The organism is Sphingomonas sp. Mn802worker (assembly GCF_000382485.1).
GTDB lineage: Bacteria > Pseudomonadota > Alphaproteobacteria > Sphingomonadales > Sphingomonadaceae > Sphingomonas.
Genome location: NZ_AORY01000002.1, coordinates 181353 through 199366, shown reverse-complemented (window position 1 = coordinate 199366; position 18014 = coordinate 181353). Strand labels below are relative to the sequence as shown.

The following is an 18014-nucleotide window of genomic DNA, read 5'->3' as shown; positions in this document are numbered from 1 at the left end:
CGTAAGCGTACCGAATGGGACAGTCTCAACCCCTCAAGCGATGGCCGGTGCTGGTGGTCGAAGACGAGCCGATCTTGCGGCTTGACGCGCTCGCCATGGTCGAGAGCGCAGGTTTCGAACCGGTGGAGGCACTGAGCAGCGCCGACGCGATCCAGATCCTCCAAGAGCGTCTCGACATCCGCTTGGTCTACATGGACCTTGATATGCCGCGCAGTCGCAAGGGCATCGAGATTGCAGAGGCGATCCGCAAACGCTGGCCGCCGATCGAGATCATCTTGACCGCCGCATATTTTACGCGTGAAAGTGTCGAGCTTCCCGAGCGGGCCGAATTCTATCCTAAGCCAATTAATCGTGGCGAGGTCATGGACGCGATGCGACGCTTGGTGCCCGATCAGGATGGTGCGCCAGCCTGAGTGACCGACACCTAACGGCTGCGTGGTTGGCTGATCCACAACTCGTAAGGAATGTCACGCGGCTCGCTACTCTCGACATAGGGGATGGGAGGGCAGACAGCCCGTCCCTCTCCGAAGCCTTTCAGCCATGCTGCGCGTTCGACCGGCTCATCGAAGCCGAACGGACATTGACCAGCCCAACCCTCGGGCGAACGACCTGCCTTGATCCCGCGCTCATGAGCATCATCCATAAGAGCGTCTTCTCAAAGCCTTATCAGTCGACGCGGTCGCTTATTGCCGAAGCGGCCACTTATCAACAGCTTCGCTACGGGGTCGGCCGGCGGCCAGGAACAAAGCTGTGGATCACGGGTAATGCCTTGCCCTGCCTAGCTTTTAAGCTGCGGCGGGGTCCTAGGCAGATTGCAGGATTGAGGCGGAAAGCTCGACGGGGCTCTCGGTCAGTGATCCGCTGTTGATGGAGCTCCCGTGCGCTTCTGGTTCTCCCAGCGGTGGCGCATGGGAGCGATCCGGCCTTGCTTCACAATCGGCTTCGATCATTAATGGGGCTGCGCGCTGTTGGTAACAGCATCGCGAAGTCGGCCGCGCCGGTGCTTTCAGCGCCATCAATGCTAAAGGCGCGGTCGGCGACCTCCAGCCTTGGCTCCAAACCAAGCAACAGCGGATCACTGCCTGTTGGCCGGGGCAGGCAGCTCAGCAGGCCTTGTGTCGAGCCCGGCGACGAGCCCTCGCGCGAGCGCGCCGGCTCAGCGTTTCGTGTTGGTGCCCGCCATGTCAGCGAGCACCGGCGAACGAGAAGAGCTCGGTGCGGATCGACGGTGGGGCGGCGGGCTTGAACCAGTTGGTGTCCTGGATGTGACTGGCGGTGACGTAGATGCGCCCGTCACGCCCTTCCGAGAAGGTGTCGGGCCAGCGCAGACGGCGGTCAGTGAGGACGTTCTGCACCGCCGTGCCGTTCAACCGCTTGATCGAATAATCGGTAGGCGAGGTGATATAGAGCGTCCCCGCCTTGCTCATCCACAAGCCGTCGGCGACCTGCGTCTGCGCGACCGTGCGGACACCCGCGCCGCGCTGCGTCTCGCTGACGCCATCGCGCAGCAGCGCGGTGTCGATCGAGTAGAGCGTCTTGCCCGTCAGCGCCTGCCAGTAGAGCGTGCGACCGTCGTTCGAGATGGCGATGCCGTCGGCCGCAAAGGCGGGCTGGCGACCATCGGGCCGAACGAGCGGACGACCATCGAGGGTGACCTTGACCGTCTTGTCGATCTGCGTCGCGGGATGGCCGTCGAGCGTGCGGAACGACCGGCCGCTCTCCAGATCGACGACGATGATCGCGCCGCGCGTGCCGCTGTCGGTGATGTAGCCAGTCTTGCCATCGGGCGAGAAGCGGATGTCGTTGAGGTAGGTGCCTTGCAGCGCGACATCGCCGGGCACGGGAATGACCTTGGTCACGCGATTGGTCTTGAGGTCAATCTTGACCAACTTAGGTGCGCCTTCGAGGATCTTCTCGTTACCGGGCGCACCGGGATCGACCACCCAGAGGTTGCCCTTGCCGTCCGGAACGATCGATTGGACGCAGACGAAATAGTCGCCGACGGGCAGTTCACTGCTGCGCGCGTTGCGCCAGCTGTTCCACTTCGCGTCGGGGTAGGGGCGAAGCGATCCGTCCTTCATCACCTCGGCGACCGAGATCGGCGCGTCATCGGTCCAGCGCGGAAAGTTGACGAAGCGGCGGCCATCGGCCGTGACCGCGACGCCGGTTGCCTGATGGTCGAACTGTGCCTCCTGCTTGAGCCCGCCGGCACCGGCCTGGGCATAAGCGATGGTCCCGGCACCGAGCAGCGTACCGGCGAGGGCGAGAGTGGCAAGAAAGCGGGTCTTAGAGCGCATGATTGTCTCCGGTGTCGAACGGCGCATGGCGCGCGCTGGATGATAGTGAAATGCGAGAGATCGCATTGGGTGCGGCAAGCGTGATGAAAGCATCGGCTAAACACGGTCTATGCAGAGGCGTGCTCAGGCGGGGATGTCATCCACGCTGCCAGTGTTCGCCGCTTCAATGCCGTTCTCACGGTGGCGGAAGTCGCTGAGCGCCTGGTAGACCTGCATCCGCGCGCGCATGACGCCCCCCAGTGGGCGATGCACCGCCAGGCTGTGCGCCGGGCGGAACGTCATCACTTCGTCGAAGTAACGCACCCGCTCGGGGCCATATGCCGCCTGTCGCGGCAGCCTGATCGTCGCGATCGTGCGGTACTCACTCGCGCTCGTCGGCCAATCGACCGATGTATCCTCGATCGGCTGCGTCGTCGCATCGGCCCACAGCTGCGCGCGCAGTTCGAACACCGCATCGTTGCCGCCGAAATACTCGACCGCGGCGTGACGAAAGCCGTTCTCGTCCTCGTGCGGGTCGAGTCGCCAGTCCGTCAACGCCTGCTGCTCCGGCGCGACAGGGAACGCGCCGATCTTCGCGACATGGTCGCCGAAGCGGATCGGGCACTGGCTGAAATAAGGCTCCGCCAGCGGGTGGCTGAACGGGTGCCCGTAGAAGTCGAGCGTCGGGCTGGGGCCGACGCCGACCGCGTTCAGCACCTTGTTGATGTTGCGCGCGATCGACGCCGCCGCGCTCTTCGCCCCCTCGGGCATCGGTACGGTCAAGCCGATCTTCTTGGCCTGCGACAGGAACCCCGCGGCCGTCCCCGCCGGAAACGTCGTGCCGCTTGCCAGCACGAAGTCCTGCGTCGGCGCATCATGGCCCGGCAGCTTATCGCCTTCGACGCCGAACACCTTGACCGACATGCCGCGGTGCGTCGACACGCGGTCGCCGAGCTTCTCTCCCGGCCCCTGCGCGAAGCGGACAGCCACGTCGAAGGTGCCCGGGTTGGCGAACAATCCTTGCGCGAGCTCGGGCGGCAGGTCGGCGGCGACCGTCAGCGTGCCGATGACGCAGGCGGTGCTCTTGGCGTGGCTGGCGCGGACCGCGTGACCGTCGCGCTTCTCGACCGTCTGACTCTCCTGAGTCATGCCCTTGATGATGCCGTCGATGCTTTCCTGCTCGTCCGGCTCGCGCGTCTCGATGTCGTCGCTGTAGCGTAGATAGGTCATTGTACCCGCTCCGATGTCTGCCTGATTGCTGGTCACGCTTGCGCGCCGACCGGTTCGTGGAAGGGGCAGCCGTTCACCCGGGCACGGAAGTTCGCGGAGTGACGGTAAGTTTCATTGCGCGCGCGATTGATGTTGCCGAGTGGCCGGTGCGCGGCGAGACCCGTCCAGATCGCGAAGCGCATTTCCTCGTTGATGTGCTGGAACTTGTCCTCGCTCAGGCTGTCCTGCTTCGCCGCGCGGATGGTCGCCACGGTCTGGAACGGCGCGTCGTCCTGCTTCCACTCGGTGGTCGGATCCTCGATCGGCTGCTTGTCGAGGTCTCGGCACAACTGAACGCGCAACTCCCATTCCATCTCGAACACCTGGGTTTCCGTGCGGATCACGTCGCGCAGCGCATCCGGGCGTGTGCTGGCATCGATCGTCGTGCCTGTCTGGTCGGTCAGGTCCTTCGACACAGGGAAAATCGCAAACTTCGCGACGTAGTCACCGTAACGGAATGGCGTGACGCTGAAGTAGGTTTCCCCCAGCGGATCGGTGTTGGGGGCGCCGCCGAGCGTCTGCACCTTGGGACTCTCGATCCCGACTGCGCTCAGGACGGTGTTCACGCCGCGCAGCACCTTCGACATCGCCTCCTTCGTTCCCTCCAGCCTGTCGGTCGTGCCGGCCAGCAGCTTGAGGTTGCTGAGGAACTGATCGGCGGTCTTGTTCTGAAAGACTGGGCCGTTGACCATCACGAAGTCTTGCGTGCGTCCGTCGGCACCCGGCAGACGATCACCTTGAACATCCATCACCTTCAACGCCAGACCACGCGGCAGGCTGATCGTGTCGGGCAGGATGTCGCCGGCATTGGTCGAGAACCGCATCACGATCTTGTGGTCACCCGGCGTCGCAAACATGCCCTGCGCGAGCTCGGCTGGAAGGTCGCCGTGGATGGTGAGCGTGCCTTCGAGGAACCCATGCGCCTTGGCATGCACCGATCGAACGGCATGACCGTAATCCTCGGCGGTTTTCTCGAGGATGGTGTCGAACGTCTCGTTCAGCTTCGCGATCGTCTCCGCCTCGTCGGACTTCACGTCCTCGATGTCTGGGGAGTAGCGAACAGGTGCCTGGGCCATGATGATTGATCCTCTCGAAAAGAGATGGCGGCGGCGCGATGCCGCCGCCGGTACGCTCAGCGACGCGCCGCAGGAGCCGCGAATGCCGCCTTCAGCCGCGCAATCGCGAGGTCGTTCGCTTCTTTCGCGCCGCGAACGACTTTCGCCATGCCGAAGAACTCGTGGGTCACACCGGGGAAGGTCTTCTGCTCGACCTTGTCGCCTGCCTTGCGCATCGCGGCTGCCAGCGTCTCACCATCCGAGCGCAGCGGATCGATCTGCGCGTTGATGATCGTCGTGGGCGGAAGGCCGCGCAAATTGGCCGACACCAGGTTCAGGCGTGGATCCTGCGCGTCGGCGGCGCTGTTCTGATAGTAATAGCCGAACCACTTCAGCATCGCGGCATTGAGCGGCTTGGCATTCGCCGAGTCCATGCGCGATGGCAGCGTCATGCTGCTGTTGGCGATCGGATAGACCGAGACGATGTGGAGCGGGGCGGTCAGGCCATTGTCGCGCGCGAAGATAGCGGTCGCGACCGCGAGATTACCGCCGGCACTTTCGCCCGCCACGGCGATCTTCATCGGGTCACCGCCCCAGCTCGCAGCGTTCGCCAGCGTCCAACGATAGGCAGCTGCAGCATCATCATGCTGTGCTGGGAACTTGAACTCAGGTGCGTGACGGTATTCGACCGACACGACGATCGCGTTCAGCGCCTTCGACATCGCACGCGGTGCCGCGTCATAGGTCGCGACATCCGCGATCACCCAGCCACCGCCGTGATAATAGACCACGACCGGCATCGGCTTGCCATCTGCGGGCGCGTTGGCCGGCTTGTAGATGCGCGCGAACTGCTTGGGGTCGCTGCCGTAAGGTATATCCTGCGTCGTGACCGAAGCGTCTGGCGTGGTGGGCATGCCTTTCTTCACCATCGCCGCCTTTGCGCCGTCCGCGGCCGACGGCTGCATCCGTGCCTCCGCCGGGGTCAACGTCTCGATCGGCTTGCCGCCGAGCCCCGCCAAGGCATTGAGCACCATCTGCATGTCGGGTGCGGCCTTCGGCGGCTGTGTGCTGGTTGCGGGCGGTGGCGGGGGCGGCGGGGCGCTGACCGACCGCGGCGACTGCGCGAACGCGGCGGCGGAAGCTGTAAGCAGCGCGGCCGCGGCAACTCCGCGTGCCAGAGGCAGTTTCGAGATCGAGCGCATACGTTCCTCCTGTTATCCCGCCCATGAACAATGGAGCCCGCCACAACGTTTCTGTACGGAACCGTTCCAAGATCGGGTGAGCGCAGGAGAGGCCGTGGCGACGATCGTACCTATCAGCGGCACAGCCTCTCTCGTCAGCCCGGCAGGCGGCAATCGCCTGCTCGCGGCCTTGAGCCCCGACGACGCGGCGTTGATCAGACCCTATCTTGAGCCAGTGTCGTTCACCGTCGGTGACTACATCACCCGTGCCGGAGCGCCGATCGAGAGTTTGTGTTTCTTCGAGCAGGGGATAGCCGGCGTGCTGGACTCGCTCGACAACGACCGGCGCTACGCGGTGGGCTTACTGGGCGCCGAGGGATTTGTCGGCTGGCCGCTGCTGATGGGCGACGACCGCTCGCCCTATGATGTCACCATGCGCGCCGAAGCCGGACCCGCGCTGCGCATACCGGCGGACAAGCTGCTGGCGGCAATCGAACAGAGCGCGACCTTGCGCACGAGGCTGCTCCGCTTCGCGCACATCTTCATGTTGCAGATGGGTCGCACGATTGTGTCGTCACTGGCGCACTCGATCGAACGCCGCATGGCCCGCTGGATCCTCTTGTACCACGACCGGGTGCAGGCGGACGAGATCTGCATGACGCACGAGGAGTTTCGGCTGATGCTCGGCGTGAGGCGCAGCAGCGTCACTGATGCTCTTCATCGCCTAGAGGAAGAAAAGGCGATCCGTGCTGTGCGTGCCAAGGTGCTGGTTGTTGACCGAGCCAAGTTAATGGCGTTGGCAGGCGATACCTACGGCTTGCCCGAGCAGGAGTATGCGCGCTTGGTCACTTAGCGGACCGTCTAACGGAATAGCCCAGTCGGTCAGCGTGTGGTAACGTAATAGATAGTGGTAACGCCGTTCGACATTCTTGGTGTGCAGGCGAATGCTGACCCAGAGGTCGTCGATGCGGCGTATCGCGCGCTGATGAAGAAACATCATCCCGACCGCCGCGGTGCAGCGGCTGACGCGAGCAGAGCCCAGCAGATGAATGCAGCCTATGCGGCCATTAAGGCGGGCGGGCATGTGGGCGCGACCGCGGCGGCGTGGGAGCCGCCTGAGGTGACGCTTACCCCACCCCTACGTGTTGAGCGGCGGCTCGCATGGGCAATTCTCTCCTCGCTTGTGCTGCTGGGGATCATGGCTGCGGTCGCCACGTCGTAGGATCAACGATCACCGTTGCGCCATTGTGCTCCTGAGGCGAGCACGGCGGCTGCCAACCGACCATCACGCGCTGCCTCCACCAGCGCCTCGACAAAGCGACTCGCCTGATCGTCCTGCGTAGTCGCGTCAGCGGCTGGCTGAGACCGCCGACCAGTGGCACTCACAGCCTCCTGCGCGGCCTTGCCTGTGTCGTAGCTGGTCATGCCGGCAAGGGTGCGATTGGCTTCGGCGGTTGCTTTCGCCTGCTTCACGAGCCCGCTCACCACGTCGATCGCGGGACCGGCCAGCGGAATGTTGGCGAACTTGGTCGCCATTGGCGCGAGGAAGCGCATCATCTTGAACGCTGTCCCGCTCGGGTTAGTCGTGCCGCTGATCGGGATGGTTGCTTCACCGATGACGCGACGCAGGCTCATCAATCGCCCAAAATCAGGCTCGTCGAGCAGCGTCTTCAATTTGGGGATGCCGAACCGCACAATTTCGCTGTTGAGCTTGGCACCGCTGATGGTGGCCGCGGGACCGCCACCGAGGTTGCTGTTCGCCGTGTAAGCCTTGTCGATGATGCCGCCGATACCCTCAGCCTGGATAGCGCGCCACGCCCCCTTGCTGGTTGGCGTGGGACGGGTCAGCAGGACCGCTTTGATCCGACGCAGGTTGCTCACCTCACCGGATAGCACCTCGCGAATGGCGTTCTCGGGCAGAACGTTGTCGGTGCGAGTGCCCTTCTTCCAGTCGACCAGCTTCTGCACCACGTCTTTGGCGGCAAAGGTCTCCTTGTGCGCCACGACCGCACGGCGTGCCTCGCGCAGCTTCTGACTGACAGGACCATCCACGCCGTTCCGTGCTGCGGCTTCGACCGCCGACTCGACTGCATCATCGACAGCGCCCTTAATGCCCTGAGACAGCTTGCGCGGGCCATCGACCGGGTATTGCGCGCTGATCGCCTTGCGGAACCGCTCAGCGTTGCCGACCGTCAGCGGCTCGGGATCACCGTAGAACTGCACCTTTCGCCCGTCCGTGAGCGTCACCGTGGTCAGCCCGTCCTCGGCGGTAACCGGGTTCTTCCCGATCAGGCCGTAGCGCGCCATCTCCTGACGCACGACGTTCTTTACGCCGTCCGGCACATCCGCTTCCACCAGCACGCGCTTGGCAACATCCGAAATACCGGCAGTATCGAGTGAGAGACCATCGCCACCCATCTCGTTCGCTTCGCGGTAGAGCGCGTTGATCCCTGCCCTTCCCTGATCACGCAGGTCGCGCAGAGCATCGACGACGACACGACCGCGTTCCGCCTTGGTCATGTCGGTGGGACCGAACGCCTCACGAAACCGAGTCGTCGCAGCACTGATCTTCTCGGCCTGGTCGACGAGGAAGGTGCGGGCCTTTTCTCCCTCTCCCGAGGCCTGCGCCCGCAGGGTCTGCTCGGTGTCCTGAATTGCAAAGTCCTGCGTGGCTTGCCCGCGAGTGAGCGGGATGTCCAAAGCCTCTGCATCCTTGGTCCGATCGGCAGCGGTTCGCCCCCGCTCGCAGGCGGCGCCGGTGCCGATGGCTCGGAGGGCGCTTGCGGTGCGGGCGCAACAGGCTGTCGCGACGCCGTAGACAGCGATGGCGTCGATACCGGGACCAGCTCGTCCTTAGGGACAAAGCCTACGTTACCCGTATCCGAGCCGCGCACCTGCGCATTGCCGATGTCGGTAGCGAAGCCGCTTGTTGCGTTTGCAGCGTTAGCACCGAAGCCTGCGACCGAACCGGTTGCGCCAAGCCCGAGGTTGGCGACGCCACCCAGGTTGCTGAGTATCTGCTGATACACCTTGCCGAGTGTATCTGCGCTGAAGTCGGCTAGCCCGCGCTGCGTGTTTCCGCCACGCAGTCCGCCGGTAGCGGCAGCGTTCTGCAACAAGGCTTCCTCACCGTTGCGGTAGGTCGACTCGTAGAGCGGGTCTGCCTTGATACGAGCGGTGAGGCCGGCGCTGTCGCCATCGAAGCCGGTAATCAGTTGCGACAGTTCGTTCATCGCAGCCGATCCCGCCTGCGTATACGGCAAGAAGTCGGAACGGGTTTGCTGGAACTGGTTGTTCTGGATGTCGATCGCACGGTTCAGCGCAAGCGTCTGCTGCTCCGCTGCCGCACGTGCCGCCTTCTTTTGCGCGCCACCACCAAACACGCCCGCCAACGCGCTGAACAAGCCCATATCAATGCACCGTCAATTTAGGAGGAAGGCCCATCTGCTGAGCCAAGGCAATCCAACCAGCCGGGCTGTCGAGCAGCGGCACGCTGAAGATTGGGAAGTGGTAGAGCGCACGGCGCAAGGCACCCGCCAGCATGTCGTTGCCGCAATCAATGCGGTCGAAGCTGCGCAGCGTCATCATGTCTGGCGCATCCCAGTCCAGCACCACGCCGCCGGACGCGTCGGCACGGAGCCAGTCGAGCGGCGTGGCGTGCAGGGTGAGACTGCCCGCGTCCCAACGTGACCCGAGGCACGCGTCGGCATTGAGCAGCCACCCGGTGCCGTTCACCAGACCCCAGCGAGTCGGGTTCGCGACACGCCACGCCACGAGGTCGATCAGCTCGCACCCATCCACGACGGGCTGAATGACGTAGGGCTGACCCTCACCGGGGAGGAAACGACAGAACCGTTCCACCTCGCCGGCACACACGCCGAACGGGGGATAGGCGCTGCCGAGGCGGGCGATGGTGGACGCCGTCACATCTGCTTCGCGCAGGCGGTCGAGGTGCGGCTGGCGCACGTTGGCCACGGCGGTCGCGTAGAGCGCTTCCATGTCGCTGCCGGTCATTTCCTGACCTCGCTTCCGTCACGCGCAACGGCAGGCGGCGATCCAAATCGTCGCGTGACAGCGTCACACCTACTAGGCGCAACTCCCATACGAACGCGCTAAGGTCGTCGCCCGCTTCCCGCAGGCGGAACGTGCCAGTTCCCCAATCAGCGAGCAAAAATTCAGCATTCCACTCCCACCCGTGGATGATGCGATCTCGCTTGACCTCTGACGGTTTGAAGTGCGGCCCTTTATAATCCCGTATCGCGTGATCTGCCCGGGCTCTAAGATATGGCCGCTGACCATCATTGCTCACGAGCCACATCCTCAGCGAGCCAATCGCCTCTTCTCGCAGGCTGCCTCGCTCCATCAAAAGTGACAGCGCGTCAGCAGTAGACATCCAGTCGCCGGCACGCAGGTGCGCTTCGGCCTCTGCATCCTCAGCAGCCTCTCGCTCTCGCTCGTTCGCAAGCCGTGCCAGTTCGGCATCAAGGTCCAGCGGCAGACCATCTATCGGGTCAACATCCTGCATGCCCAGATGTTGGTTGAGCGCGTCGGACAGAGCCGCTTGAGTCATTTTCCCGAGATCAGTGAGGGGGTGACGTGACGCAAGGGTGCGTTCCCACTCCTCCCGGTCAAGGTAGAGCGCCTCTGCGCTTTGCAGCCCTTTGAAAAAAGCATTTCCTGCCCACAACGGTTCCGCCCGAGACATCGAACCATCTCCCGTGGCTCGCCAGACACGAAGAACCGACCATTCCATCAAACCAGCGATCTCGCTCACAGCCTGGTCGTGAAAGGTCTGCCGATATGCGAGCCGGTCGCCTCGGTCGGCTTCGGTTTCGTCGGCAAGTGTAAGCGCTTCGCACACCGGCGAAATGCCTGAATTAGGATTGACGCCCGCGTTGAGGGCTAATCGCTCGAGAAGCCGTTCACGAGCGATCAAAGCTCGAATTGTAAAGTTTGGCTCGGTCACTTCACATCCTCAACGGACAAGGCAAACCGGCCCCACGCCTCCAGCAGTTCACGACGCCAAGCGATAAACTTGGTGCGCTTGTATGCCCGCTCCACCTTATCAGGAACGGCATGAGCAAGTGCCGCCTCGGCAACGGCGTCGGGAATGGCGTCCGATATGGTTTCGGCGTGCCAGTCGCGGAACGACGATCGGAAACCATGCGCGTCATACGGAAAGCCCGCATCGCGCAGCATCTTGTTCATGGTCATATCCGACATCGGCGAACCTTGTCGGCCGGGGAAGACGAGGTCGTGCGACTTGCCTGGACGAGTCGTCCTGATCTCCTCCAGGAGCGCCAACGCGGCGGTGTTCAACGTGACCGTGTGAGGCTCACCCGTTTTCATCATCTCGGCTGGTATGCGCCACTCTTTGTTGGCGATGTCGATCTGTTCCCAACGCGCGCCACGCGCCTCACCCGGCCTGACCGCAGTCAACAATTGGAACAGCGTTGCCTGCCGTCCGACCGTCTGAGCCTTGCTTTGCAGGATGGCTACAAACTTGGGCACATCCGCCCAAGGCATCGCCTTGTAGTTGCCGCCTTTCGGCTGCCGGGGCAGCGCTGCCGTGACTGACTTCACCGGGGCCTCGGTAGGGCGCCAACCCTTCGCGTGCGCGTAGTTCAACACGCGACCAATGCGTTGCCGAACCTTGCGACCCATATCAGGCTTGCTGGTCCAAATAGGCGATAGGACGTTGCTAATGTCGGCGGCGGTGATGGCATCGACTCGCATGTCGCCAATAACGGGATAGGCATGGAGCTCGAGAGAACGCAGGAAGGTAGCCGCTTCTTTCTCCTTGCGGCCATCCTTCCAGGCTGCGTGCGCACCCTTGGCTGCTTCTCGAAATTTAGGAATGCTGCGACGCTCGCGGTCACGCTCAAGCACGGGGTCCAGCCCGGCCTTGGCCGCTTCGCGGAGCATGCGCGCTTTCTCCCGAGCCTCGCTCAGGGTCAGCAGCTTGCGGTGCAGAAGCGGAATGTCGATTGGCGAGCTCTCGCCCTTCCCCGTCGATCGAGGTGTCAGATCAGCAGTGCCCAGCCCTATGTCGCGACGCTTGCCATCGGCTTGGACTCGGAGCACCCATGAACGTGCGCCGCCGGGTTGAACGTTAAGGTATAGACCGTCGCCGTCATGGTGGCGTCCAGGTGGCGCATTGCGAACCGCAGGAGCCGTCAGCTTGGGCAATTTGTTCCACCTTTCGTCCCCACACTTTCGCGCGGTTAGAGGCGAACGTCAACGAACAAGTGCGGAACGAATATTGAGAACCGAGGGCGAACACCAAGGGCATAGCGGGCGATAGCGAACGACGGCGAACAACGAGTTATATGCATCTCGACCGCACCATTTTTTGCTCTTCCTCGAGCAGCGTTGAGCACCGACTTACGGGCCGCTCACCCATTATTGTCACCCGGTCGGCGCATGTAGTCATTGGCCGGGCCCGAACCGTGGCCGTCGGCGTTTGATCGCGATGGCGTCACCCGATCATCCTCCCGTCTATCTGAACGCCATCGGCACCGCGGTACCCGATCACGACATCCATGCGACCTTCATCGGTTGGGCAAGAGAGCGCCTGCCCGAGCGCGAGCACAAGCTGTTCGATCGCATGGCTACGCGCGCTGCGATCCGGCATCGCTGGTCGGTGCTGCCGCAGGGGGCCGGATCGCCGGTCGGCGATGGTGGCTTCTACGCCGGTGCATCGCATCCCGGCACGGCCGCGCGGATGCAGTTCTATGCCGAGGCGGCACCGGTCCTTGCACTCGATGCAGTGACCGCGCTGGCCGGGCAGGTGGCGATCGATGGCGTTACGCATCTGGTGGTCGCCAGCTGCACCGGCTTCGTCGCGCCGGGCATCGATCAGATCGTCGCGCGCGAGCTCGGCCTTGCCGCATCGGTTGAGCGCACATTGATCGGGTTCATGGGCTGCTACGCCGCGGTCGCGGCACTGCGCACCGCACGCCATATCGTCCGCTCGCAACCCGAGGCGCGCGTGCTGGTAGTGACGGTCGAGCTATCCACGCTGCACTTGCAGGCGGTGAATGAGCTCGAGCCGCTACTGGCGATGCTGCAGTTCGGCGACGGCGCGGCGGCGGCGCTCGTCTCTGCCGAGCCGCGCGGGCTGATGCTCGGGCAGCCGTTCGCCACGACGCTCGACGCGTCGGATCAGCTGATCCGCTGGGACATCACCGACACCGGCTTCGCGATGCATCTGTCGGGCGAGGTGCCGGGGCGGATCGGCACCGCGTTGTCCGACTCTGCGCTTGTCGCGCAGATCACCGGCGGCGCGGGCGCTGGCGAGATCGACGCCTGGGCGGTGCACGCCGGCGGCCGCTCGATCCTCGACGCGGTCGAGCATGCGTTGGCGCTCGACGCGCAAGCGCTCGCCGACTCGCGTGCGGTGCTGGTCGACAACGGCAACATGTCATCGGCGACGTTGATGTTCGTGCTCGCCCGCATGCTCGCGCGCGACACGGTAAAGCGCGGCGTGGCGCTCGCCTTCGGTCCCGGTCTCGCGGCCGAGGGTTTCGCATTCGGACCACACGGGTGACCACGCTTACCGAGCGAACCTCGGACGAAGAGTTGATGGACGCCGACGATCTGCCGGCCGACACCTACGCCGCGGTCGTGCGCGATCTGGCGCAGGTCAATACGGTGACGCTGGCGGCGCGACCGACGCTCGCGTTCCTCGGCGCACATATGCGCAAGGGCGCGCGGTATCGGTTGCTCGATGTCGGATATGGCGACGGCGACATGCTGCGTCGGATCGTGCGTTGGGGAAAGCAGCGTGGGGTCGAATTCGAGTGCGTCGGCATCGACCTCAATCCGCGCAGCGAAATAGCGGCGCGCGCAGATACACCAGAAGCATACGGCATCGACTATCGCACCGGCGACTATGCCGATCTTGCCGGTGAGTCCTGGGACTTCGTCATCTCCAGCCTGGTCGCGCATCATATGACGCGCGATCAACTCGTCGCCTTTCTCGCCTTCATGGACGCGCATGCCCGTGTCGGTTGGCTCATCAACGACCTGCATCGCCATCGCTTCGCCTATGCCGGCTGGCCACTGCTGGCCGGGTTGTTCCGCTGGCACGAGATCGTGCGCCACGACGGCCACCTGTCGATCGCGCGCGGTTATCGCCCCGCCGAGTGGCCGCCGTTGTTGAGACGTGCCGGCGTCGATGCGCGCGTGTTCACCGCCTTTCCGTTCCGGTTATGCGTCAGCAGCCGCTGATCGTCGGCGCGGGTCCCGCGGGCACCGCCGCGGCGATCATGCTCGCGCGCGGTGGCGCGCCGCCGGTGGTGCTCGAGCGCGCGCGTGAGACGGGGGACGCGCTGTGCGGCGGGTTCGTCAGCTGGCGCACGATCCGCACGCTCGAACAGCTCGGCATCGATGCCGACGCGCTCAACCCGTCGCGGGCCGTGCGTGCACGCATCTTTGCCGGCGGACGCTGCGGCGAGGCGATGCTGCCCCGCCCTGCCCTTGCCGTATCGCGCCACCGGCTCGACACCGTGATGCAGGATCGCGCAGCAATGTTGGGGGCGAAGATCGAGCGCGGCGTGGCCGTGCGCATGATCGACGATCGTACCGTGACGACTGCGGATGGCGCGACGATCGCGCCCGAGGCGTTGCTGCTCGCCAGCGGCAAGCACGATATCCGTGGGTTGGCGCGCCCTGCCGAGGCGCGTGGGCAAGATCCCGCACTCGGGCTCCGCATCCGGATTGCGTCCTCACCCCGCATCCGCGCGCTGGTCGCCGACGCGATCGAGCTGCATCTGTTCGATCGCGGTTATTGCGGCATCGTGTTGCAGGAGGACGGCAGTGCCAACGCCTGCATGGCGGTGCACCGTTCACGCTTGCGCGACGCGGGCAGCCCAGAGGCGCTGCTGCATGAGATCGCCGCCGAGGCTCCGGCGCTCGCCGACCGGCTTGACGCAGGCCGGGGCGCGGACTGGGGCACGATCGATGCGATCGCCAACGTGCCTTATGGATGGCGCACCGGTGCGACAACGGCGGGCGTGTTTCGGCTGGGCGATCAGGCGGCGGTGATCCCGTCGCTGGCAGGTGAGGGGATCGGGATTGCGGTGGCGAGCGGCTGGTCGAGCGCGCGCGCGCTGCTGGCCGCCGGACCGTTGCAAGCGGCCACGTGGCAGCGGCAGTTCGCGCGAACGGTCACTGCCCCGGTGCGCAATGCCGGTGTGATCTGGTCGCTTGCCGAGCAACGCTGGAGCGCGCCGCTGCTGCCGCTGTTGGCTCGCATCCCTCGCGCGCTCGGCGCTGTCGCGATGGCGACACGCGTGCCGGCGCTTTAGCAACAAACGGACTGATTGCTTCGCGCGCGAGCGATCGCACGGTCGTCGGCTTGTTAAGCATCGCTCAAGCCTTTATTCGCCACGGCCGACGTCTATGGCCCGTGCCCGTCCCACCTCCTCGCGTTCTCGCCCAAAGACCCGCTCACCGTGGCGCCGCCGCTGGTCGATCGCGTGGAAGTCGCTGCTCGTCCTCGCGCTGGTGGCGGTCGGTGCGCTGATTACCGCAGTCTATGTCGCGCGTGCGCAGCTGCCGAGCTTCGAGGACCTGAAATCGTCTCCCAACGGGCAGATGATCCGCGTCCATGCCGCCGACGGGTCGGTGATCGTCTCCCTCGGGCCGAGCTACGGCGAGTGGCTGTCGATCGACCGTGTCCCCGCGGTCATGCAGCGCGCGATGATCTCGGTCGAGGACCGCCGCTTCTACAGCCATCTGGGCGTCGATCCGATCGGCGTCGCGCGATCGGTCGACGTGCGGGTCAAGCGTGGTCGCTGGACGCAGGGCGGGTCGACGATCACGCAGCAGCTGGCGCGCAACATCTTCCTCACCTCAGCCAAAAAGTTCGGCCGCAAGTTCCGCGAGGCGATCCTAGCGCTCGCGATCGAGCGGAAATTCTCCAAGGACCAGATCCTCGAGCTATACCTGAACAAGGTCTATTTCGGTGGCGGCGCGTATGGCATCGACGCGGCCTCGCGGCGCTTCTTCGGGCACGGTGCGGGTCACCTGACGCTATCGGAGGCAGCGATCATCGCCGGGCTGGTCAAGGCGCCGTCGAACTATTCGCCGACTGCCGACGCGGAGGCCGCGGTCGGCCGCGCCGGCGTGGTGATCGAGACGATGCGCGAAACGGGCGCGATCACCTCGGCGCAGGCGGCGGCGGCCGATCCGCAGGGCGTGAAGCTCGCGCCCGCACCGCGGCAGAACAGCGTACGCTACTTCACCGATTGGGCGCTGCCACAGCTCGAACTGCTGATCGACGAGACGGTCAAGCCGCTCGAGGTGTGGACCACGCTCGACACCGACATGCAGCGTGACGCCGACGCCGCGATCCAGCAGAATGTGCCCAAGGGTGCGCAAGGCGCGCTGGTCGCGCTCGACCGCGACGGTGCGGTGCGCGCGATGGTCGGGGGCACCGACTATGTCAGCTCGATCTACAACCGCGCGACGCAGGCGGTGCGGCAGCCGGGTTCGGCGTTCAAGCTGTTCGTCTACCTCGCCGCGATCGAGGCGGGGAAGACACCCGACGACAAGGAACTCGACGCGCCGGTCACGATCGACGGGTGGAGCCCGCGCAACGATTCGCGCCGCAACTCGGGCGAGGTGACGCTCAGGACCGCCTTTGCCTACTCGCTCAACACGGTCGCGGCGAAGCTGGGGCAGATGGTCGGGTTCCAGACGGTGGCGGACATGGCGCGCCGCTTCGGTATCACCACGCCGGTCAACACGCATCCCTCGATGGTGCTGGGCACGTCGGAGGTACGGCTGATCGACATGACGCGCGCCTTCGCAAGCGTCGCGAACAAGGGCGTGGCGGTGACCCCTTATGCGATCACCAAGGTGACGAGCGACGGCGAGACGATCTACACGCACGAGGTCGACCGCAGCCACGTGCTGGTCGCGCCCGACGTGGCGGCGCGGATGACAGACCTGCTGCAGACGACGGTCAATACCGGCACGGGTCGTGCGGCGCAGATCGGGCGTCCGGTTGCGGGCAAGACGGGCACCACCACATCGTCGAAGGACGGCTGGTTCCTGGGCTTCTCGTCGGGTCTGACCACCGGCGTGTGGATGGGCCGCGACGATGCCAGGCCGGTCGCCGGGCTGCACGGCGGCACCGCGCCCGCCAAGGCATTCGCGGCATTCATGCGGCAGGCGGTTGCGAAACGGCCGATCGAGGAATTCGACACCAAGGTGACGCTGCCCGACTGGCAGCTTGAGCCCGATGAGGAGGCCTATTACGGCTCACCCGACAATGGCTCGTTCGTTGACGGCGACGGTTATCCGGTCGGTGGCGGAGAGGTCGTACCCGACGCGCCGCGCGCACCCGCGGACGACGCATTCGAGGCCGGGCAGGAGGGAGAGCAACGGCTCGACCAGGAGTGGATCGACCGGGTGACCAACCGTCGCCGCGATCCGGCGCGTCCGCTGCCCGCGCCGGGTAGCCCGCCGCGAGAGATACCGGTCGCGCCGCAGCCCGAGCGTCGCCCGCCGGTGCGGGTCGACACTTATTCGACGGCGGATCGCCCGAACCAGTGAAGGCTGGCGCCGTGCTGACGCAGCCACTGCCGCTCGGGCGTCGGATCGCGGCCGAATAGTTGCTCGACCAGCGCGTGGAACACCGCGCTGTGGTTCATGTGGACGCGGTGCGCGACCTCGTGCGCGGCGGTGGCGCGGCGTACCTCTGGCGGTGCAAGCGCGAGGCGCCAGCTGTAGCGGATTGCGCCATGCGCGGCGCAACTGCCCCAGCGCGCGCGCGGGTCGCCGATGCCGACCTGCGTCACCGTGACACCGGCGCGCGCGGCATAATAGTCGGTATCGGCCTTGAGCAACGCGAGCGCCTGTCGTTTCAGCCAGCCGGCGACGCGCGCCTCGACGCCTTCCGATGGTCCGCCGACGATCAGTTGGTCGCCGACCCGCTCGACGCGACGCGGCGCATCGGCGCGCCACGCAATTTCGAGCGCCGCGCCATCGAATGGGACGATCGAGCCGGGCACGAACGGGCGTGATTGCGGCAGCGCAGCGCGTTGCGCGTCGATCCACCCTTCCTGCGCGCGCGCCCAGGCCATCAGCGGCGTCAGCGCGGCGCGCTTCGGAATCGTCAACCGGACACGGCCGGTTACGGGATCAAACGACAGCTTCGCCCGCCGGGCGCGGGGGTGGCGCACGACGTCGATCGGCTGGCTCATGCTCGCCTGTTCAATGCC

16 protein-coding genes are annotated in these 18014 nt (G+C 65.2%); 8 read left to right on the top strand and 8 right to left on the bottom strand.

Features of this window, described 5'->3' with window-relative positions:
• Positions 1 to 14 precede the first annotated feature (14 nt).
• Positions 15 to 413: a response regulator gene (locus SMN802W_RS0102765; RefSeq protein WP_037522972.1), complete on the top strand. Its 399-nt coding sequence runs from the start codon at positions 15 to 17 to the stop codon at positions 411 to 413.
• 771 nt (positions 414 to 1184) lie between these two features.
• On the opposite strand, the gene SMN802W_RS0102760 is transcribed toward SMN802W_RS0102765, so the two are convergent.
• The 4 genes from SMN802W_RS0102760 to SMN802W_RS0102745 form a co-directional block, all read right to left on the bottom strand.
• The gene (locus SMN802W_RS0102760; RefSeq protein ID WP_019515362.1) at positions 1185 to 2297 is read right to left on the bottom strand and encodes an L-dopachrome tautomerase-related protein; all 1113 of its coding nucleotides are present in this window, start codon (positions 2295 to 2297) and stop codon (positions 1185 to 1187) included.
• A 123-nt stretch (positions 2298 to 2420) separates the two neighbouring features.
• Positions 2421 to 3506 (bottom strand): catalase family protein, encoded by a 1086-nt coding sequence (locus tag SMN802W_RS0102755; protein WP_026325669.1) that lies wholly within the window; start codon positions 3504 to 3506, stop codon positions 2421 to 2423.
• Between the two features lie 32 nt (positions 3507 to 3538).
• Positions 3539 to 4621 (bottom strand): catalase family protein, encoded by a 1083-nt coding sequence (locus tag SMN802W_RS0102750; RefSeq protein ID WP_026325668.1) that lies wholly within the window; start codon positions 4619 to 4621, stop codon positions 3539 to 3541.
• A 56-nt stretch (positions 4622 to 4677) separates the two neighbouring features.
• On the bottom strand, positions 4678 to 5514 hold the full coding sequence (locus SMN802W_RS0102745) for an alpha/beta hydrolase (protein WP_238560089.1): 837 nt from the start codon (positions 5512 to 5514) through the stop codon (positions 4678 to 4680).
• On the opposite strand from SMN802W_RS0102745, the gene SMN802W_RS18080 reads away from it, so the two are divergent.
• On the top strand, positions 5513 to 6634 hold the full coding sequence (locus SMN802W_RS18080) for a Crp/Fnr family transcriptional regulator (RefSeq protein ID WP_238560088.1): 1122 nt from the start codon (positions 5513 to 5515) through the stop codon (positions 6632 to 6634). The two genes, SMN802W_RS0102745 and SMN802W_RS18080, sit on opposite strands and share 2 nt — an antisense overlap.
• Positions 6635 to 6688: 54 nt before the next feature.
• Entirely contained in the window at positions 6689 to 7003 is a 315-nt protein-coding gene (locus SMN802W_RS0102735; protein ID WP_162139986.1) for a J domain-containing protein, read from the top strand.
• A 1294-nt stretch (positions 7004 to 8297) separates the two neighbouring features.
• Here the strand turns inward: SMN802W_RS0102735 and SMN802W_RS18940 are convergent.
• The gene (locus SMN802W_RS18940) at positions 8298 to 9191 is read right to left on the bottom strand and encodes a hypothetical protein (protein ID WP_443208575.1); all 894 of its coding nucleotides are present in this window, start codon (positions 9189 to 9191) and stop codon (positions 8298 to 8300) included.
• A gap of 1 nt (position 9192) precedes the next feature.
• The gene (locus SMN802W_RS0102725) at positions 9193 to 9795 is read right to left on the bottom strand and encodes a hypothetical protein (protein WP_019515355.1); all 603 of its coding nucleotides are present in this window, start codon (positions 9793 to 9795) and stop codon (positions 9193 to 9195) included.
• 397 nt (positions 9796 to 10192) lie between these two features.
• On the opposite strand from SMN802W_RS0102725, the gene SMN802W_RS0102720 reads away from it, so the two are divergent.
• Positions 10193 to 10381 carry a hypothetical protein gene (locus tag SMN802W_RS0102720; RefSeq protein WP_019515354.1) on the top strand — a complete coding sequence of 63 codons (189 nt, stop codon included), beginning with the start codon at positions 10193 to 10195 and terminating at the stop codon, positions 10379 to 10381.
• Positions 10382 to 10743: 362 nt separating this feature from the next.
• On the opposite strand, the gene SMN802W_RS16245 is transcribed toward SMN802W_RS0102720, so the two are convergent.
• On the bottom strand, positions 10744 to 11970 hold the full coding sequence (locus SMN802W_RS16245; protein ID WP_037522967.1) for a tyrosine-type recombinase/integrase: 1227 nt from the start codon (positions 11968 to 11970) through the stop codon (positions 10744 to 10746).
• Between the two features lie 283 nt (positions 11971 to 12253).
• Here SMN802W_RS16245 and SMN802W_RS0102710 point away from each other — a divergent pair, with 283 nt between their 5' ends.
• The 4 genes from SMN802W_RS0102710 to SMN802W_RS0102695 all read left to right on the top strand — a co-directional run bounded on the left by SMN802W_RS0102710 (position 12254) and on the right by SMN802W_RS0102695 (position 17346).
• Complete coding sequence (locus SMN802W_RS0102710) at positions 12254 to 13330, top strand: type III polyketide synthase (protein WP_026325666.1); 1077 nt, start codon at positions 12254 to 12256, stop codon at positions 13328 to 13330.
• Entirely contained in the window at positions 13327 to 14013 is a 687-nt protein-coding gene (locus tag SMN802W_RS0102705) for a methyltransferase domain-containing protein (protein ID WP_019515350.1), read from the top strand. Before SMN802W_RS0102710 ends, SMN802W_RS0102705 begins: the two co-directional genes overlap by 4 nt.
• Positions 13995 to 15092, top strand: a complete 1098-nt coding sequence (locus SMN802W_RS0102700; RefSeq protein WP_019515349.1) for an NAD(P)/FAD-dependent oxidoreductase — start codon at positions 13995 to 13997, stop codon at positions 15090 to 15092. Before SMN802W_RS0102705 ends, SMN802W_RS0102700 begins: the two co-directional genes overlap by 19 nt.
• A 94-nt stretch (positions 15093 to 15186) precedes the next feature.
• Positions 15187 to 17346: a transglycosylase domain-containing protein gene (locus SMN802W_RS0102695; protein ID WP_156818688.1), complete on the top strand. Its 2160-nt coding sequence runs from the start codon at positions 15187 to 15189 to the stop codon at positions 17344 to 17346.
• On the opposite strand, the gene SMN802W_RS0102690 is transcribed toward SMN802W_RS0102695, so the two are convergent.
• Entirely contained in the window at positions 17316 to 17996 is a 681-nt protein-coding gene (locus SMN802W_RS0102690; RefSeq protein WP_019515347.1) for a M48 family metallopeptidase, read from the bottom strand. The two genes, SMN802W_RS0102695 and SMN802W_RS0102690, sit on opposite strands and share 31 nt — an antisense overlap.
• Between the last annotated feature and the right edge of the window lie 18 nt (positions 17997 to 18014).

Excerpts from the sequence above, each read along its gene's own strand:
- SMN802W_RS0102725 (WP_019515355.1), bottom strand. The coding sequence starts at position 9,795 with ATGACCGGCAGCGACATGGAAGCGCTCTACGCGACCGCCGTGGCCAAC.
- SMN802W_RS18940 (WP_443208575.1), bottom strand. The coding sequence starts at position 9,191 with ATGGGCTTGTTCAGCGCGTTGGCGGGCGTGTTTGGTGGTGGCGCGCAA.
- SMN802W_RS0102750 (WP_026325668.1), bottom strand. The coding sequence starts at position 4,621 with ATGGCCCAGGCACCTGTTCGCTACTCCCCAGACATCGAGGACGTGAAG.
- SMN802W_RS0102695 (WP_156818688.1), top strand. The coding sequence starts at position 15,187 with ATGGCCCGTGCCCGTCCCACCTCCTCGCGTTCTCGCCCAAAGACCCGC.
- SMN802W_RS18080 (WP_238560088.1), top strand. The coding sequence starts at position 5,513 with ATGCCTTTCTTCACCATCGCCGCCTTTGCGCCGTCCGCGGCCGACGGC.
- SMN802W_RS0102745 (WP_238560089.1), bottom strand. The coding sequence starts at position 5,514 with ATGCCCACCACGCCAGACGCTTCGGTCACGACGCAGGATATACCTTAC.
- SMN802W_RS0102710 (WP_026325666.1), top strand. The coding sequence starts at position 12,254 with ATGGCGTCACCCGATCATCCTCCCGTCTATCTGAACGCCATCGGCACC.
- SMN802W_RS0102765 (WP_037522972.1), top strand. The coding sequence starts at position 15 with ATGGGACAGTCTCAACCCCTCAAGCGATGGCCGGTGCTGGTGGTCGAA.
- SMN802W_RS0102690 (WP_019515347.1), bottom strand. The coding sequence starts at position 17,996 with ATGAGCCAGCCGATCGACGTCGTGCGCCACCCCCGCGCCCGGCGGGCG.
- SMN802W_RS0102760 (WP_019515362.1), bottom strand. The coding sequence starts at position 2,297 with ATGCGCTCTAAGACCCGCTTTCTTGCCACTCTCGCCCTCGCCGGTACG.
- SMN802W_RS0102755 (WP_026325669.1), bottom strand. The coding sequence starts at position 3,506 with ATGACCTATCTACGCTACAGCGACGACATCGAGACGCGCGAGCCGGAC.
- SMN802W_RS0102700 (WP_019515349.1), top strand. The coding sequence starts at position 13,995 with ATGCGTCAGCAGCCGCTGATCGTCGGCGCGGGTCCCGCGGGCACCGCC.